Origin of the sequence: Pantoea sp. Z09, from assembly GCF_022394795.1 — a bacterium.
In the GTDB taxonomy this organism is placed as follows: Bacteria; Pseudomonadota; Gammaproteobacteria; order Enterobacterales; family Enterobacteriaceae; genus Pantoea; species Pantoea latae.
The window spans coordinates 590415-605841 of the sequence record NZ_CP092373.1 but is presented as its reverse complement, the minus strand read 5'-3'; the positions used below and the strand labels follow the sequence as shown (position 1 = coordinate 605841).

The following is a 15427-nucleotide window of genomic DNA, read 5'->3' as shown; positions in this document are numbered from 1 at the left end:
GGATGCGCAGCGCGCAAGCACCGCTGCTGGCACAAAGGGGAGTTTCGTCAGGAACAAGGTCCGCTATAAGTGAAAAGCGGACATTGCATCGGACGTTCAGTTTCAGTCAATCGCCAGGTTATGAATCGCCAGCGCTGCGCGCGCAGCTTCCTGGCCTTTTTTGATGAAGTGTTCGGTGTAGAAATTTTCCAGCGCTTCAACCGGCTGGAAGTTATGCGGCGTCAGTGACACTGAATAGACCGGCACGTTGGTGGTGAGCTGCACGTTCATCAGGCCGTCAACCACCGCCGCGGCAACGAAATCGTGACGATAAATACCACCGTCAACCACCAGCGCAGCGCAAACGATCGCATCGTACCGGCCGGTTTCAGCTAAACGCTTTGCCAGTAAAGGCATCTCAAACGCGCCGGGAACGTCGAACGTTTTTAGCTCTGCGTTCACCTCCTGTGCCGCTAATTCTTGTTTAAACCCTGCCAGCGCATTATTAACAATCTCTGCATGCCAGTTGGCTTTGATAAAGGCGATCTTAAAGTCTTTCATGGTTACTCCTGTCATATTTTATTTTTCCAGCCGCTGGCGAGAATCGGTCACTCTGGGCGATAGCCTGGTTCATACCTTACGTCTGATAGGTGCCAGCGACTATTCTATACGGTGCTGAGCGACAGCGACATTCAGGAAGTGCCGGTAAACATTAGCACTTATCACACCACGCCCGCCCAAAAAAACAAAAAAGGGCAGCCCGCAGGCTGCCCTTTTCTTATCCCAACCGCTTACTTCGCGGCGGTTTCCATTCCCATCAGGCCGATTTTCAGATAACCCGCGCCACGCAGCTTATCCATCGCGCTCATCAGCGTTTCATAATCGACCGATTTATCGGCCTGGAAAAAGATCGTCGTCTCTTTGTTGCCCTGAGTCTGGCTGTTCAAAACCTGAACCAGCGTCTCCGGCGTCACCTGATCGTTGCCGATATAAAACTGCTTATCCGCTTTAATCGACAGGTAGACCGGCTTCTCTGGCCGCGGCTGCGGCGCGCTGGTCGAGGCAGGCAGATTAACGCGAACATCCACGGTCGCCAGCGGCGCGGCCACCATAAAGATGATCAGCAGAACCAGCATAACGTCGATAAACGGCGTTACGTTGATCTCATGCATTTCGCCATCGCTTTCCAGGTCGTCGTTTAATCGCATTGCCATGACGTTAACCTACGCGTAATTTCTGAGCGGCCGGACGGGCATCAGCGCTTTTCGCGGTGAGATTGCCCAGGTCGATATCGCGGCTCTGCAGCAGCAGGATCTGCGCGGCCACGTCGCCCAGCGACGCCTTATAGCTCGCAATCATGCGCGCGAACACGTTGTAGATCACCACCGCCGGGATCGCTGCCACCAGGCCGATGGCGGTCGCCAGCAGCGCTTCGGCGATGCCGGGCGCGACAACCGCCAGATTGGTGGTCTGCGTCTGCGCGATGCCGATAAAGCTGTTCATGATGCCCCATACCGTGCCGAACAGGCCGATAAAAGGCGACACGGAACCGATAGTGGCGAGAAAACCGTTGCCGCGACCGGCGTGACGGCTAAAGGCGGCGACGCGGCGTTCCAGACGGAAGCTGGTGCGCTCTTTAATCCCGTCGGTATCCTCAACGCCCGCCGACAGCTCAATCTCGTTTTGCGCGTCATTCAGCAACACGGCGCTGTGGCTATGGCCTTTGAACTGCGCGGCGGCACGGGCGGCATCGCCCAGATTGCGCGCGTCGCTCAGCGCCAGCTGCTCTTGTTTCAGTCGGCGTTTCGCCGCGCTCAGCTCGGCAAACTTGCCAAAAAAGAGCGCCCAGGTCACGACCGACGCCAGTAACAGGCCGATCATTACCACTTTTACCACGATATCAGCATGTTGATACATGCCCCAAACGGAGAGGTCCGTTTGCATCAAGTCACTGGCTACCACGCTGCGTCTCCAACTTCATATGCAGGAATAATGGATAAGCGCGAATAATAGCAAAAAACGGGCGAATTGATAGTAGTTCTCATTACTATTTACAAACAGCGCAGCCGGTTGTTGCCCTTATTAGCGGCCTTTTATGAACCTTTTTAAGGGCATTTCAGAAATGTGATTTCCAGTATAAATTTATTAAAACATCGTTTCAAAATGTGAGCTTGTTCATTCAATCAACATTGTCGCATTTTCAACCAGCGCCATTTGCCTATTCTGGCAGCATCTGGATCGTTCCCCGTGCCCTCCTCTACCTGCCTGGAGAAAAATAATGAAAATGAATAAATGGATGCTTGCCGTTTCCGTCTCCGCTGCGCTCGGCCTGAGCGCCACCGCCGCGTCGGCGAAGATGCTGAAAGTGGCGGAAGTGCAGCCCGCCGGCTATCCCACCGTGGTGGCGCTGCAGCATATGGGCGACAAGCTTAAACAGGCCACCGACGGGCGGCTGGAGATGCGCGTCTACGCAGGCGGCGTGCTGGGCGACGAAGATCAAACCTTACAGCAGGTTCAGCTCGGCGCCATCGATATGATCCGCGTCTCGCTGGCGCCGGTCACCACCATCGCGCCGGAAACCAGCGTGCTGACGCTGCCCTATATCTTCCGCGACGTCGAGCATATGCATAAGGTGCTGGACGGCGAGGTCGGCAAGCAGATCGTTGAGAAGTTTGACGCCGACGCCAACGCACGCATGGTGTTTCTCGGCTGGACCGACGCCGGCGAACGCAACATGATCACCAAAAAGCCGCTCAGCAAGCCCGAAGATCTCAAGGGCATGAAAATCCGCGTGCAGAACAGCGCCATCTCGCTGGCAACGCTAAAAGCGATGGGAGCGAACCCGGTGGCGATGGGCGTCAGCGAAGTGTTTAGCGCCATGCAGACCGGCGTGGTAGACGGCACCGAAAACAACCCGCCCACCTTCGTTGCCCACAACTACCTGCCGGTGGCGAAGTACTACACCCTGACCGGCCACTTTATCCAGCCGGAGATGATCCTGTTCTCGAAAAGCGCGTGGGCGCGCCTCTCGCCGGACGATCAGGCGCTGCTGAAAAAACTCGGCAAAGAGGCGCAGGATGAAGAGCGCCAGCTCTGGGCCACCTACACCCAGCAGTCGATCGAGAAGATGAAAGCGGGCGGCGTCACCTTTCAGGAGACCGACCGGGACTACTTTATGAAAGCCACGCAGCCGGTGCGCGATGAGTTCGGCGGTAAATATCGAGATCTGATGACGCAGATCGCCGACGTTAAATAACCTCCCCCGCCGCGCGTCCTGCGCGGCGTTATTCAGGTAACGCATATGACCCGATACTCTCGTCTGATGGATGGGCTCTACCTGCTGTGCATGGGCATCGCCGCCGTCGCGCTGCTGATTATGGTGACGGTGATCCCCATCGGCATCTTCGCCCGCTATGTGTTGAACGGCGCGCTGGCGTGGCCCGAACCGGTGGCCATCGTCTGCATGATTATTTTTACCTTTATCGGCGCGCCGGTGGGCTTCCGCGCCGGCACCCATATCTGCGTCTCGATGGTGACGGATCGCCTGTCGCCCGGCGCGCAGCGTCTGATGCTGCGCCTGTGCGATCTGCTGATGGTGGCGACCTGTTTGATTATCTTCCAGGCGAGCTACAGCCTCTGCGCGGCGATGTGGATCCAGCCGCTCGCCTCGCTGCCGTCGGTGACCTACGGCGAGATGTATTTGCCGATCCCCATCGGCGCGCTGTTTACCCTGTTGTTTGTTATCGAGCGGCTGCTGAACGGCGATCAAAGCCAGCGGCCGGTGGTGGTTTTAGGCGGCACCCATTAAGGAGCGACCATGGACGCATTGATATTGATCGGCAGCCTGGTTGTGCTGCTGCTGTTGGGCTTTCCCGTCGCCTTCGCCGTGGGCCTCAGCGCCTTTATCGGCGCCTGGTGGATCGATCTGCCGCTCGAAGCGGTGGTGATTCAAATCACCAACGGAGTGAATAAATTCTCGCTGCTCACTATCCCCTTCTTTATCCTGGCGGGCGCGATTATGGCGGAGGGCGGCATTGCGCGACGGCTGGTGAACTTCGCCTATATCTTCGTCGGCTTTATTCGCGGCGGGCTGTCGCTGGTGAACATCGTTGCCTCGACCTTTTTCGGCGCCATTTCCGGCTCGTCGGTGGCGGACACCGCTTCGATCGGCTCGGTGATGATCCCGCAGATGGAGCAGAAAGGCTATCCGCGCGACTTCGCCGCAGCGGTCACCGCCAGCGGCTCGGTGCAGGCGGTGCTGACGCCGCCCAGCCATAACTCGGTGATCTATTCGCTGGCGACCGGCGGCGTGGTGACCATCTCCTCGCTGTTTGTCGCCGGCATTTTTCCCGGCCTGCTGCTGGGGCTCTGTCTGATGGTGATGTGCCTGGCCTTTGCGCGCAAGCGCGGCTATCCCAAAGGCGAGCGCATTCCGTTTCGCCAGGCGGTGAAGATCTTTTTCGACGCCTTCTGGGGCCTCTTCACCATCGTCATCATTCTGGGCGGCATTCTCTCCGGCATTTTTACCGCGTCGGAGTCGGCGGCGATCGCCTGCCTCTGGGCCTTTTTCGTTACCATGTTTATCTACCGCGACTTTAAGTGGAACCAGCTGCATATCCTGCTGTTCCGCACTATCAAAACGGTGACCATCGTGATGGTGCTGATCGCCTTCGCGGCGGGCTTCGGCGCGGTGATGACCTTTATGCAGCTGCCAACCATTATTACCGACGCCTTTACCAGCCTGTCGGACAACAAGTACGTCATTCTGATGTGCATTAACGTTCTGCTGCTGGTGATCGGCACGCTGATGGATATGGCGCCGATCATTCTGATCCTGACGCCGGTGCTGCTGCCGGTGGCGACCGCGCTGGGCATCGATCCCGTGCACTTCGGCATGATCATGATGACCAACCTCGGCATCGGCCTGATTACCCCGCCGGTGGGCACGGTGCTGTTTGTCGCCAGCGCGGTAAGCAAGCAGAAGATTGAGCAGGTGGTGGGCGCGATGCTGCCCTTTTACGGCATCCTGTTTCTGGTGCTGATGCTGATCACTTACATCCCGGCCATCTCCCTCTGGCTGCCGCATGTGATGGGCGTGATGTAGCGCGCGGCAAGGCGGGCGGCGCGCCGTCGCCCGCCAGCGGACAGGTTCTGAATATCAGGATTTGGGGTCAACCCTGACCGGCAATTCATGGTAACGTGAAGCCTTTGTAGGAAGCGGCAGGGCAGACACGAATGACAACCAAAAAAATCGATACCACCTTAGTCAGCGCAGGACGCAGCAAACGTTACACCCAGGGCGCGGTCAACAGCGTCATTCAGCGCGCCTCTTCGCTGGTTTTTGACAGCGTTGCCGATAAAAAACGCGCCACGGCGGGACGCGCCAGCGGCGAACTCTTTTACGGCCGGCGCGGCACCCTGACCCACTTCTCGCTGCAGGATGCGATGACCGAGCTGGAAGGCGGCGCGGGCTGTGTGCTCTACCCCTGCGGCGCGGCGGCGGTGGCCAACGCCATTCTCTCTTTCGTCGACGCCGGCGACCATGTGCTGATGTGCGGCGCGGTCTATGAGCCGACCCAGGACTTCTGCACTAAAATCCTCAGCAAACTTGGCGTCGCCACCACCTTCTACGATCACACCATTGGCAGCGATATCGGCGCGCTGGTGCGCCCGGAAACCCGCGTGGTGTTTCTCGAGTCTCCCGCGTCTATCACCATGGAGGTGCAGGATATTCCCGCCATTGTCGCCGCCGTGCGCGCGAAGGCGCCCGACGCGGTGATCATGATGGACAACACCTGGGCGGCGGGCGTGTTCTTTAACGCGCTGGCGCACGGCGTCGATATCTCGATTCAGGCGGGCACCAAATATCTGATTGGCCACAGCGACGCGATGATCGGCACCGCGGTGGCGAATGCGCGCTGCCTGGAGCAGCTGCGCGAAAACTCCTATCTGATGGGCCAGACGGTAGACGCCGACAGCGCCTATATGGCGAGCCGCGGCCTGCGCACCCTCGCCACGCGCCTGCGCCAGCATGAAGAGAGCGCGTTAACGGTGGCGGAGTGGCTGGCGACACGGCCGGAAGTGGCGCGCGTCAACCATCCGGCGCTGGCACAGAGCAAAGGCCACGCCTTCTGGAAACGCGACTTCAGCGGCAGCAGCGGCCTCTTCTCCTTTGTGCTGCATGAAAAACTCGGCAGCGAAAAACTGGCGCATTATCTCGATCGCTTCCACCATTTCAGCATGGCCTACTCGTGGGGCGGCTATGAGTCGCTGATTCTGGCGAACCAGCCGGAAGAGCTGGCGGCGATTCGCCCGGCGGGCGGCGTCGACTTTGACGGCACCCTGGTGCGCCTGCATATTGGTCTGGAGCACGTTGACGACCTGATTGACGATTTAACGGCGGGCTTTGCCCGCCTGGCGCAGTCGTAACATAAACAGAACCTCAACCACAGAATGGCGACCGGCCGCAGATCAAATCTCTCCGCCGGATTGCCGCTAAAATAGATTCCTTGTGACTCGATGGGATAGCAGATGAGTGTTTTACACGAGATTGTTCATGCGCTCTGGCATCAGGATTTCGCCGCGCTGGCCGATCCAAATGTGGTTTGGGTAGTTTATGGCGTGATGTTTCTGACGCTGTTTCTGGAAAACGGTTTGCTTCCCGCCTCGTTTTTGCCGGGCGACAGCTTGCTGCTGCTGGCGGGCGCGATGGTGGCCAAAGGGGTAATGGATTTTTTCCCGACGATGGTGATCCTCACCACCGCCGCCAGCCTCGGCTGCTGGCTGAGCTACCTGCAGGGACGCTGGCTCGGCAATACGCGCCTGGTGAAGAGCTGGCTGATGCACCTGCCGGCGCAGTACCATCAGCGCGCCTGGCAGCTGTTTAACCGCCACGGCCTGATGGCGCTGCTGGTGGGCCGCTTTCTGGCGTTCGTTCGCACCATTCTGCCTACCATGGCGGGCATCTCCGGCCTGCAGAACGGCCGCTTTCAGCTGTTCAACTGGCTGAGTGGGCTTCTGTGGGTGGCGATTGTGGTGGCGTTTGGCTATGGCATCAGTCAGGTGCCCTTTATCAAACGCCATGAAGATCAGGTGATGGCGATCCTGATGGTGCTGCCGGTGGTGCTGCTGTTTGTCGGCCTGGCGGGCAGCGTTATCGTCATCTGGAAAAAACGCCGGCAAAAGCAGGCGTAATCGGGCGGCGTCAGGCCTGCGGCTCCGCCACCGTCTGACGCACGCGATTGATCTCCTCTCCCGGCGTCACGCCGAAATAGCGCTTAAACTCCCGTGAAAACTGCGATGGGCTTTCGTAGCCCACCCGAACCGCCGCCGCGCTCGCCTTCAGCCCGTCATGCAGCATTAGCAGCCGCGCCTGATGCAGCCGGTAGCGCTTCAGATACTGCAGCGGCGAGGTCTGCGTTACCGCCTTGAAGTTGTGATGAAACGCCGAGACGCTCATATTCACCTCCGCCGCCAGCGCGTCGACGCTGAGGTTGTCCGCATAGTGATTTTCAATACGGCGGGCGCAGCGCGCGGGCGATCTGGCTGAACTGGGTGTGGCGGCTCACCAGCGACAGCAGCGCGCCGCCCGTTGGGCCAGTCAGCACGTAATAGATAATCTCCCGCACGATCTGCGGCCCGAGCACGCGCGCGTCGCGCGGGTTCACCATTACGTCGAGCAGGCGCTCCGCCGCGCACAGCATCGGTTCGGTCAGCCAGGCGGAGTGAATGCCGGAGGTCTGCGGCTGCGGCTGGAAATCTTCGTCGTCACCGATCTCAATCAGCAGATCCTGCAGCCCGGCGGTGTCGACCGTCAGAAACATACCGGCGACCGGCGCTTCCGGCGACGCCCAGGTTTCACACTCCACCGGCAGCGGCACGGTGAGCATCAGGTATTTGGTGGCGTCGTAGGTAAACACGGTGCTGCCGAGATAGCCGGTTTTGCTGCCCTGAAACAGGATCACGATACCGGGCTGATACATAATCGGCGTGCGCGGCTGGTACTGGTTAACGTAAATCAGGCCGACGTTTTCCACCGGGCAAAGGCGGTGGCGTCCATGGGTCATGAGGGTCACCACCTGGCTGGCCAGGCGCTGACACAGAGCTTCGTGCGCCATGCATCTCTCTCGCAGGATAAAGAACCCAGTCTGCCAGGCTGCTGCGAAATTCGCCACTGAAATGGAGAAACAGGCAAGACTTCCGCAGGATCAGGCAGGGCGAGAAGCGGAATTGCCGCCCACAATAAGGTTTGTTGACTAGACTTAACCACTCTCGGGTCACTGCAACAGAAAGGAGCACCTATGGCAGATCAACCGATTATCAAACTGCACGACGGCAATATGATGCCGCAGCTGGGGCTGGGCGTGTGGCAGGCGAGCAACGAAGACGCCCACCGCGCGGTGCTTAAGGCGCTGGAGGTCGGCTACCGCTCCATCGATACCGCCGCGGCCTACAAGAACGAAGAGGCGATCGGCCAGGCGTTACAGGATACCGACGTGTCGCGCGACGAGATTTTCGTCACCACCAAGCTGTGGAACGACGACCAGCAGAATGTGCAGCAGGCGATGGAAACCAGCCTGAAAAAACTGCAGCTGGAGCAGGTCGATCTCTATCTGATGCACTGGCCGTGCCCGGAAAAAGATCACTACGTCGACGCGTGGAAAGCGATGATCAAGCTGCAGCAGCAGGGGCTAACCAAAAGTATCGGCGTCTGCAACTTCCATGAAGCGCACCTGAAGCGGCTGCTGGACGAAACTGGCGTCTCGCCGGTGGTGAACCAGATCGAGCTGCACCCGATGCTGCAGCAGCGCACGCTGCACGCGTGGAACGCCATGCATCAGATCCAGACCGAATCCTGGAGCCCGCTGGCGCAGGGCGGCGAAGGGGTGTTCGATCAGGAGATTATCCGCCAGCTGGCGAAGAAGTATGGCAAAACCGCAGCGCAGATTGTGATCCGCTGGCATCTCGACAGCGGGCTGGTGGTGATCCCGAAATCGGTGACGCCGGCGCGCATCGAAGAGAACTTCGCGGTGTTCGATTTCCGTCTGGAGAAGACCGAACTGAGCGAAATCGCGAAGCTGGATCGCAGCAACCGTCTGGGGCCAGATCCGGAAACCTTTAACTAACCGCGATGCGCGCTGCTCTGACGGGCAGCGCGCCCGTTACGCCGTCGGCTGCACCAGCAGCTGCCCCGCCGTGCCGAGATCGGCCAGCTCCAGCGTCTGGCTGTAGTAGACGAAGGGGAAATGATCGGACGAGCTTTGCGGGAAGCTCACCAGCAGCTCAACCTCGCCATCGACCCACACCGTATCTTTCCAGCCGCGATCTTCGCCCATCGGCTGCGCGCCGTTGACGCTCTTGATCAGGAACATCGCGCCCTGAATATGCATCGCCTGCGGCCGATCGGCGCGCAGGATCCAGCGCTCAAAGGTGCCCTGCTGCACGGTGGTGTCGATGCGGTTCATATCCCACTGCGCGCCGTTAATGCCCGCCATGCCGTCGCCGATGCGGAACTCGCGCGTGCGCGTTGCCATGCCGTCGAGGATCTGATCCGCCAGCAGGCGCATCGGCAGGTTATCGGTTACCAGCGGCAGCAGCCCGGTGGGACGCAGCGTCAGCACCAGGGTATTGGTCAGGATTGAGGAAGGCTCGAACAGGCCGCGCAGCCGATCCATAATGCCGGCCGCCGTGCCTGCGGTGATCGACACCTCATCGCCCTGCGACATATCAATCAGCACTTCGCGGCGTTCGCCCGGCGCCAGCGACAGCTGCTGCACCGCCACGGGCGCGGGGAGAAAGCCCTGATCGCTGGCGATCACGGTAAAAGGCCGGTTATCGCTTAGCACCATCTGATAGCGCCGCGCGTTGGAGGCGTTAAGCAGACGCAGGCGCACCCAGCCGCGCGACACCTCGACAAAGGGATTCTGCACGCCGTTGACCAGCAGCACGTCGCCGAGGAAGCCGCCGTCCTGCGGCGGATCGTAGGTCGGCGTGCCAAAGTTATCGAGCCGCTTGTCCTGAATAATCAGCGGAAAGTCATCCACGCCGTAGTGGCGCGGCAGCGGCAGCTGTTTGCTTACCTCGTCTTCGATCAGCCACATGCCCGCCAGGCCGTTATAGACGTGCGGCGCCATGCGGTTCGGCGTGCTGGCGTGATACCAGCAGGTGGCGGCGTTCTGGCGGATCGGCAGCACCGGCGCCCAGTCGGCGCCGGCGGACATCATGCGCGGCGCGCCGCCCATCAGCGCGCCCGGCACCTGCAGGCCGCTGACGGTCATCGCCACCGGCTCGTTCAGGCGGTTGCTGTAGATCAGCTTGACGTCGTCGCCGTTGTAAACGCGCACCGTCGGCCCGAGATAGAGGCCGTTGACGCCCCACACCGGCACTTTGTTACTGTCGCCGAGAAAAGACCAGTGGCTGCGCATCAGCGTCAGAAACAGCGGCTGGCCGCGACGCGATTCAATAAGCGGCGGCACCGGCAGCGGCGTATCGCCGTTGGCAACGGAGGCGGCGCGCGCCGCGCCAGGCAAGAGACCCGCGCTAAGCGCCGCGCCAGCAGAAAGCTGGATAAACTGTCGTCTGCTGAAAGACATAGAACGTCAAACCCTTTACGCCTGGCGCCTGCGCGCCAGCTGATTGTTATTCTTGATTATTGCTGTGCTGCGTCGCGGCGGCGAAACGCGCGCCGCGTGCATCCGTGCGGGTGCCGGCGACATGCTGTCCGGCTAGATTTTACCGCTTTTTTCGCGCGCCTCGACTTCGGCGTTGAGCGCTTCCAGTTTCTCCATCATCAGTTCGCGGCAGTGGGTCGCCAGCTTGCGCACCGACTGCGTGGTGTAGCCGCTGGTGTCGATCGGCGGCAGCATTTCCACAATCACCAGACCGTTTTTCAGGCGGTTCAGGTTGATCTTGCCGTGGGTGTTGGAGACCACAATCGGAATAATGGGCACGCCCGCCGCCACGGCGGCGTGAAACGCGCCGGTTTTAAAAGGTAGCAGACCGCGGCCGCGGCTGCGCGTGCCTTCCGGAAACATCCAGAACGAGATGCGCTTCTTTTTAAACTGATCCACCAGCTGGCCGATGGTGCCGTGCGCCTTCGAGCGGTTATCGCGGTCGATCAGCAGGTTGCCGGTGAGCCAGTAGAGCAGGCCGAAGAACGGCACCCACAGCAGGCTCTTTTTGCCCACCGTCACCGTGGTCGGCTGGACGATCTTCGCCGCGGTGATCATGTCGTAGTTGTTCTGATGATTGGCGATATAGATGGCGTTGCCGTAATGGGCCGCTTCGGCGGGTTTACGCAGCTCGACCTTGACGCCGAACACCCCGGAGAGCCGGCCGAACAGATGGCCGAAGGTGGCGACGTGGCGCGGGTTGCGCGGCGAAAACAGACACCAGATGCAGCCGAAAACACAGACCAGAATCGAGTAAATCACCACAAATATCGTGCGCAGTACTAGTAACATATATCCCTCATTATGGCGCGGCGGAGAAGATCATCCGCCGCGTTGCTCAGGCTTCGCCGTCTTCGCTGACAACACGCGCTGGGGCATCCAGCTCTACCTTGTCGATACGCTGCAGGCCGCGCGGCAGCAGCGTGCCGCGACGGCCGCGGTCGGCGCGGAACTTTTGCAGCTCTTCGCTGCGCATCACCAGCTTGCGCTTGCCGACGTAGAGCGTGACCGCGCTGCCCGGCGGCAGGATCAGCAGCCAGGCGAGCTTGTCGTTGCCCGCCGCGGCGTCCGCCGCCGGGATAGAGATAATCTTGTTGCCTTTGCCTTTCGACATCTGCGGCAGCTCGCCCACCGGGAACATCAGCATCCGGCCCGCCTGGGTGATCGCCAGCAGCATGTCATCTTCGTGATGCACCGCCATCGGCGTCATTACGCGCGCGTTGTCCGGCAGCGTCAGCAGCGCCTTGCCGGCGCGGTTGCGCGACACCAGATCGGCGAAGGTGCAGATAAAGCCGTAGCCGGCGTCGGAGGCCATCAGCAGCTTCTGCTCCTCCGCCTCCATCAGCACCTGCTCCACCACCGCGCCCGGCGGCGGCTGAAGCTTGCCGGTCAGCGGCTCGCCCTGCCCGCGCGCCGACGGCAGCGAGGTGGGATCAAGCGTGTAGCTGCGTCCGGTGGAGTCGATAAAGGCAACCGGCTGATTGCTCTTGCCGCGCGCCGCCGCCAGATAGCTGTCGCCCGCTTTGTAGCTCAGCCCGGACGGGTCGATATCGTGGCCTTTGGCGCTGCGCACCCAGCCCATCTGCGACAGCACGATGGTAACCGGCTCGGAAGGCACCAGCTCGTTCTCGCTCAGCGCCTTCGCCTCTTCGCGCTCGTGCAGCGGCGAACGGCGATCGTCGCCGTAGGCAGCGGCGTCGGCCTGCAGCTCTTTCTTCAGCAGCGTGTTCATCTTGCGTTCAGAGGCGAGGATCGCCTGAATCTGATCGCGCTCTTTCTCCAGCTCACTCTGCTCGCCGCGGATTTTCATCTCTTCCAGCTTCGCCAGATGGCGCAGCTTCAGCTCAAGGATCGCTTCCGCCTGAGTTTCACTGATGCCGAAGCGCGACATCAGCACCGGCTTAGGCTCATCCTCGCTGCGGATGATATGGATCACCTCGTCGATATTGAGGAAGGCGACCAGCAGGCCCTCAAGGATGTGCAGACGACGCAGCACGCGCTCCAGGCGATAGTTAAGGCGGCGCTTAACGGTGTCGCGGCGGAACACCAGCCATTCCGACAGGATCTCCAGCAGGTTTTTCACCGACGGACGGTTGTCGAGGCCGATCATGTTGAGGTTAACGCGGTAGCTCTTCTCGAGATCGGTGGTGGCGAACAGGTGGTGCATCACCTGATCGAGATCGACGCGGTTCGAGCGCGGCACGATCACCAGACGAGTCGGGTTTTCATGATCGGATTCGTCGCGCAGATCCTCGACCATCGGCAGCTTTTTATTGCGCATCTGGGCGGCGATCTGCTCCAGCACGCGCGCGCCCGAGACCTGATGCGGCAGCGCGGTGATCACCACCTCGCCATCCTCTTTTTTCCACACCGCACGCTGACGGATCGATCCGCGTCCGTTCTGGTAGATCTTGCGGATCTCGTCGCGCGGCGTGATGATCTCAGCCTCGGTGGGATAATCGGGGCCGTGCACGATATCGAGCAGCGCGTCGAGGCTGGTGTTCGGCTTGTCGATCAGGGCGATCGCCGCCTGCGCCACTTCGCGCAGGTTGTGCGGCGGAATATCGGTCGCCATGCCGACCGCAATGCCGGTGGTGCCGTTCAGCAGGATGTTTGGCAGCCGCGCAGGCAGCATCTTCGGCTCCTGCAGCGTGCCGTCGAAGTTCGGCACAAAGTCGACCGTGCCCTGGCCCAGCTCCCCGAGCAGCACTTCCGCATATTTCGACAGGCGCGATTCGGTGTAGCGCATCGCGGCGAAGGATTTCGGATCGTCCGGCGCGCCCCAGTTGCCCTGGCCATCGACCAGCGGATAGCGATAGGAGAACGGCTGCGCCATCAGCACCATCGCTTCATAGCAGGCGCTGTCGCCGTGCGGATGGTATTTACCCAGCACGTCGCCGACGGTACGCGCCGACTTTTTGAATTTGGCGCTGGCGCTCAGGCCGAGTTCCGACATGGCGTAGACGATACGGCGCTGAACCGGCTTCAGACCGTCGCCGATATAGGGCAAGGCGCGGTCCATAATGACGTACATGGAGTAGTTCAGGTACGCGTTTTCGGTAAATTTGTGCAGGGCAAGACGCTCTGCACCATCCTGCGTCAATTCACTCATTAAGCTTTTATCCTCACTTCGTGGCCCGCAATGGCGGATCACCCGGCGGTTATTTGGCGAGGATAGTACCTTAATCGCCAGAATTAGTCACAGGGAAGCGCGGCGCGGCGCGCGATTGCCGGGCGTAGCGATCAGCGCGCCGCACCCATCCACTGCGCCGCAATACGGGCGTACTCGCCGGTGGCGGTCGCCAGGTGCAGCCACTGGTCAATATAGGCTTTCCAGCTCATATCGTCGCGCGGGATCATGTACGCTTTCTCGCCATACTGCAGCGGCGCCTGCGGATTGATGGCGCAGAGCTGCGGGTAGCGCTGCTGCTGATAGAGCGCCTCAGAGGCGTCGGTGATCATTACGTCAGCCTTGTTGTCCACCAGCTGCTGGAAAATGGTGACGTTGTCGTGGAACAGCGTCAGCGACGCCTGCGGCAGATGGCTGTGAACAAAGGCTTCGTTGGTGCCGCCCGCCGGCTCGATCAGGCGCACCGCAGGCGCGTTAAGCTGCGCGATGGTCTGGTATTTCGCCTTGTCGGCGCAGCGCACCAGCGGGATTTTGCCGTCGACGCCGAGCGGCTGGGCGAACCAGGCGATCTGCTGGCGCTTCAGCGTTACCGACACGCCGCCCAGCGCGATGTCGCACTGCTGCTGTTTAAAATCCTGCGACAGGGTTTTCCAGGTGGTCGGCACCCAGCGGATCTGCGCGTCGAGGCTGGCGGCCAGCGACTGCGCCATGCTGATATCCAGCCCTTCATACTGGCCGTCCGGGCGCAAATAGGTGTAGGGCTTGTAGTCGCCGGTGGTGCAGACCTTGAGCGTTTTGCTGGCGAGGATCTGATCGAGGCGCGAATCCGCCTGCGCCACGCCGCTGACCAGCAGCAGCGCGCTGAATAGGGTTTTGTACATAGCTGTTCTTCTGTTACCGCGCGATTAAGTGTGAAGGGAGTGTGTCATACCGCGCGGGATTATTGCTTCCAGCGCAAAAGTCTTGTGATCCGAATCCCATTTTTCTCCCGGCGCGACGCGCGTACAGTAGCCCCCTATCGCATCACACAAGAGAGTAGCGCATGAATATTCTGATTATCGACGGCGGCAAAACCTTCGCCCACTCTAAAGGCGAACTGAACCACACCCTGACCGACGTGGCGGCAAGCCAGCTGCGCGACCTGGGCCATCAGGTCACAGTCACCGTCGCCGACAGCGACTACAGCATCGAAGAAGAGGTGCAGAAGTATCTCGACAGCGACGTGGTGATCTATCAGATGCCGGGCTGGTGGATGGGCGAACCCTGGACGGTGAAACGCTATATCGACGAGATCTTTACTGAAGGCCACGGCAAGCTCTACGCCAGCGATGGCCGCACCCGCGCCGACGCCGGCAAGAAATATGGCTCAGGCGGTTTGCTGCAGGGTAAAAAATATATGCTGTCGCTCACCTGGAACGCGCCGCTGGAAGCCTTTACCGATCCCGAGCAGTTCTTTGAAGGCGTCGGCGTCGACGGCCTCTATCTGCACTTCCATAAAGCGAACCAGTTCCTCGGTATGGACGCGCTGCCGACCTTTATCTGCAACGACGTGATCAAGCAGCCGGACGTGCCGCGCGATATCGCGCGTTATCGGACTCATCTCAGCGAGATCTTTGCTTAACTTAATGCGGGTCCGTTAATGAGGAGG

14 protein-coding genes and 1 pseudogene are annotated in these 15427 nt (G+C 60.4%); 7 read left to right on the top strand and 8 right to left on the bottom strand.

All coding sequences use genetic code 11. The features are described from left to right. Positions 1-102 precede the first annotated feature (102 nt). From MC269_RS03060 to exbB, 3 genes are all read right to left on the bottom strand, one after another. On the bottom strand, positions 103-540 hold the full coding sequence (locus MC269_RS03060) for a 6,7-dimethyl-8-ribityllumazine synthase (protein ID WP_239953862.1): 438 nt from the start codon (positions 538-540) through the stop codon (positions 103-105). Positions 541-770: 230 nt separating this feature from the next. Then, a complete protein-coding gene (gene exbD / locus MC269_RS03055; protein WP_081139795.1) occupies positions 771-1193 on the bottom strand; it encodes a TonB system transport protein ExbD in 423 nt (140 codons plus the stop codon). A 4-nt stretch (positions 1194-1197) separates the two neighbouring features. Then, positions 1198-1923: a tol-pal system-associated acyl-CoA thioesterase gene (gene exbB / locus MC269_RS03050; protein ID WP_239953860.1), complete on the bottom strand. Its 726-nt coding sequence runs from the start codon at positions 1921-1923 to the stop codon at positions 1198-1200. Positions 1924-2257: 334 nt separating this feature from the next. On the opposite strand from exbB, the gene MC269_RS03045 reads away from it, so the two are divergent. The 5 genes from MC269_RS03045 (at position 2258) to MC269_RS03025 (ending at position 7173) form a co-directional block, all read left to right on the top strand. Next, entirely contained in the window at positions 2258-3235 is a 978-nt protein-coding gene (locus MC269_RS03045; RefSeq protein WP_239953858.1) for a TRAP transporter substrate-binding protein, read from the top strand. A gap of 45 nt (positions 3236-3280) precedes the next feature. Continuing rightward, complete coding sequence (locus tag MC269_RS03040) at positions 3281-3787, top strand: TRAP transporter small permease (RefSeq protein ID WP_081139800.1); 507 nt, start codon at positions 3281-3283, stop codon at positions 3785-3787. A gap of 9 nt (positions 3788-3796) precedes the next feature. Continuing rightward, positions 3797-5083, top strand: a complete 1287-nt coding sequence (locus MC269_RS03035; RefSeq protein WP_239953856.1) for a TRAP transporter large permease — start codon at positions 3797-3799, stop codon at positions 5081-5083. Between the two features lie 131 nt (positions 5084-5214). Continuing rightward, on the top strand, positions 5215-6408 hold the full coding sequence (gene metC, locus MC269_RS03030; RefSeq protein ID WP_239953854.1) for a cystathionine beta-lyase: 1194 nt from the start codon (positions 5215-5217) through the stop codon (positions 6406-6408). A 102-nt stretch (positions 6409-6510) separates the two neighbouring features. Continuing rightward, complete coding sequence (locus tag MC269_RS03025) at positions 6511-7173, top strand: DedA family protein (RefSeq protein WP_081139806.1); 663 nt, start codon at positions 6511-6513, stop codon at positions 7171-7173. Positions 7174-7183: 10 nt separating this feature from the next. Here MC269_RS03025 and MC269_RS03020 read toward each other — a convergent pair. After that, positions 7184-8096: pseudogene (locus MC269_RS03020) on the bottom strand (AraC family transcriptional regulator N-terminal domain-containing protein). Positions 8097-8279: 183 nt separating this feature from the next. On the opposite strand from MC269_RS03020, the gene dkgA reads away from it, so the two are divergent. Then, positions 8280-9104: a 2,5-didehydrogluconate reductase DkgA gene (gene dkgA / locus MC269_RS03015; protein ID WP_239953852.1), complete on the top strand. Its 825-nt coding sequence runs from the start codon at positions 8280-8282 to the stop codon at positions 9102-9104. Positions 9105-9140: 36 nt separating this feature from the next. Here dkgA and ftsP read toward each other — a convergent pair whose 3' ends face one another. The 4 genes from ftsP to MC269_RS02995 form a co-directional block, all read right to left on the bottom strand. After that, positions 9141-10571, bottom strand: a complete 1431-nt coding sequence (ftsP, locus tag MC269_RS03010) for a cell division protein FtsP (RefSeq protein WP_081139813.1) — start codon at positions 10569-10571, stop codon at positions 9141-9143. Positions 10572-10703: 132 nt separating this feature from the next. After that, on the bottom strand, positions 10704-11441 hold the full coding sequence (locus tag MC269_RS03005) for a 1-acylglycerol-3-phosphate O-acyltransferase (RefSeq protein ID WP_081139815.1): 738 nt from the start codon (positions 11439-11441) through the stop codon (positions 10704-10706). Between the two features lie 46 nt (positions 11442-11487). After that, on the bottom strand, positions 11488-13761 hold the full coding sequence (parC, locus tag MC269_RS03000; protein ID WP_239953850.1) for a DNA topoisomerase IV subunit A: 2274 nt from the start codon (positions 13759-13761) through the stop codon (positions 11488-11490). Between the two features lie 131 nt (positions 13762-13892). After that, on the bottom strand, positions 13893-14660 hold the full coding sequence (locus MC269_RS02995; protein ID WP_239953848.1) for a transporter substrate-binding domain-containing protein: 768 nt from the start codon (positions 14658-14660) through the stop codon (positions 13893-13895). 161 nt (positions 14661-14821) lie between these two features. Here MC269_RS02995 and MC269_RS02990 point away from each other — a divergent pair, with 161 nt between their 5' ends. Then, positions 14822-15400 carry an NAD(P)H-dependent oxidoreductase gene (locus MC269_RS02990; RefSeq protein WP_239953846.1) on the top strand — a complete coding sequence of 193 codons (579 nt, stop codon included), beginning with the start codon at positions 14822-14824 and terminating at the stop codon, positions 15398-15400. Positions 15401-15427 lie beyond the last annotated feature (27 nt).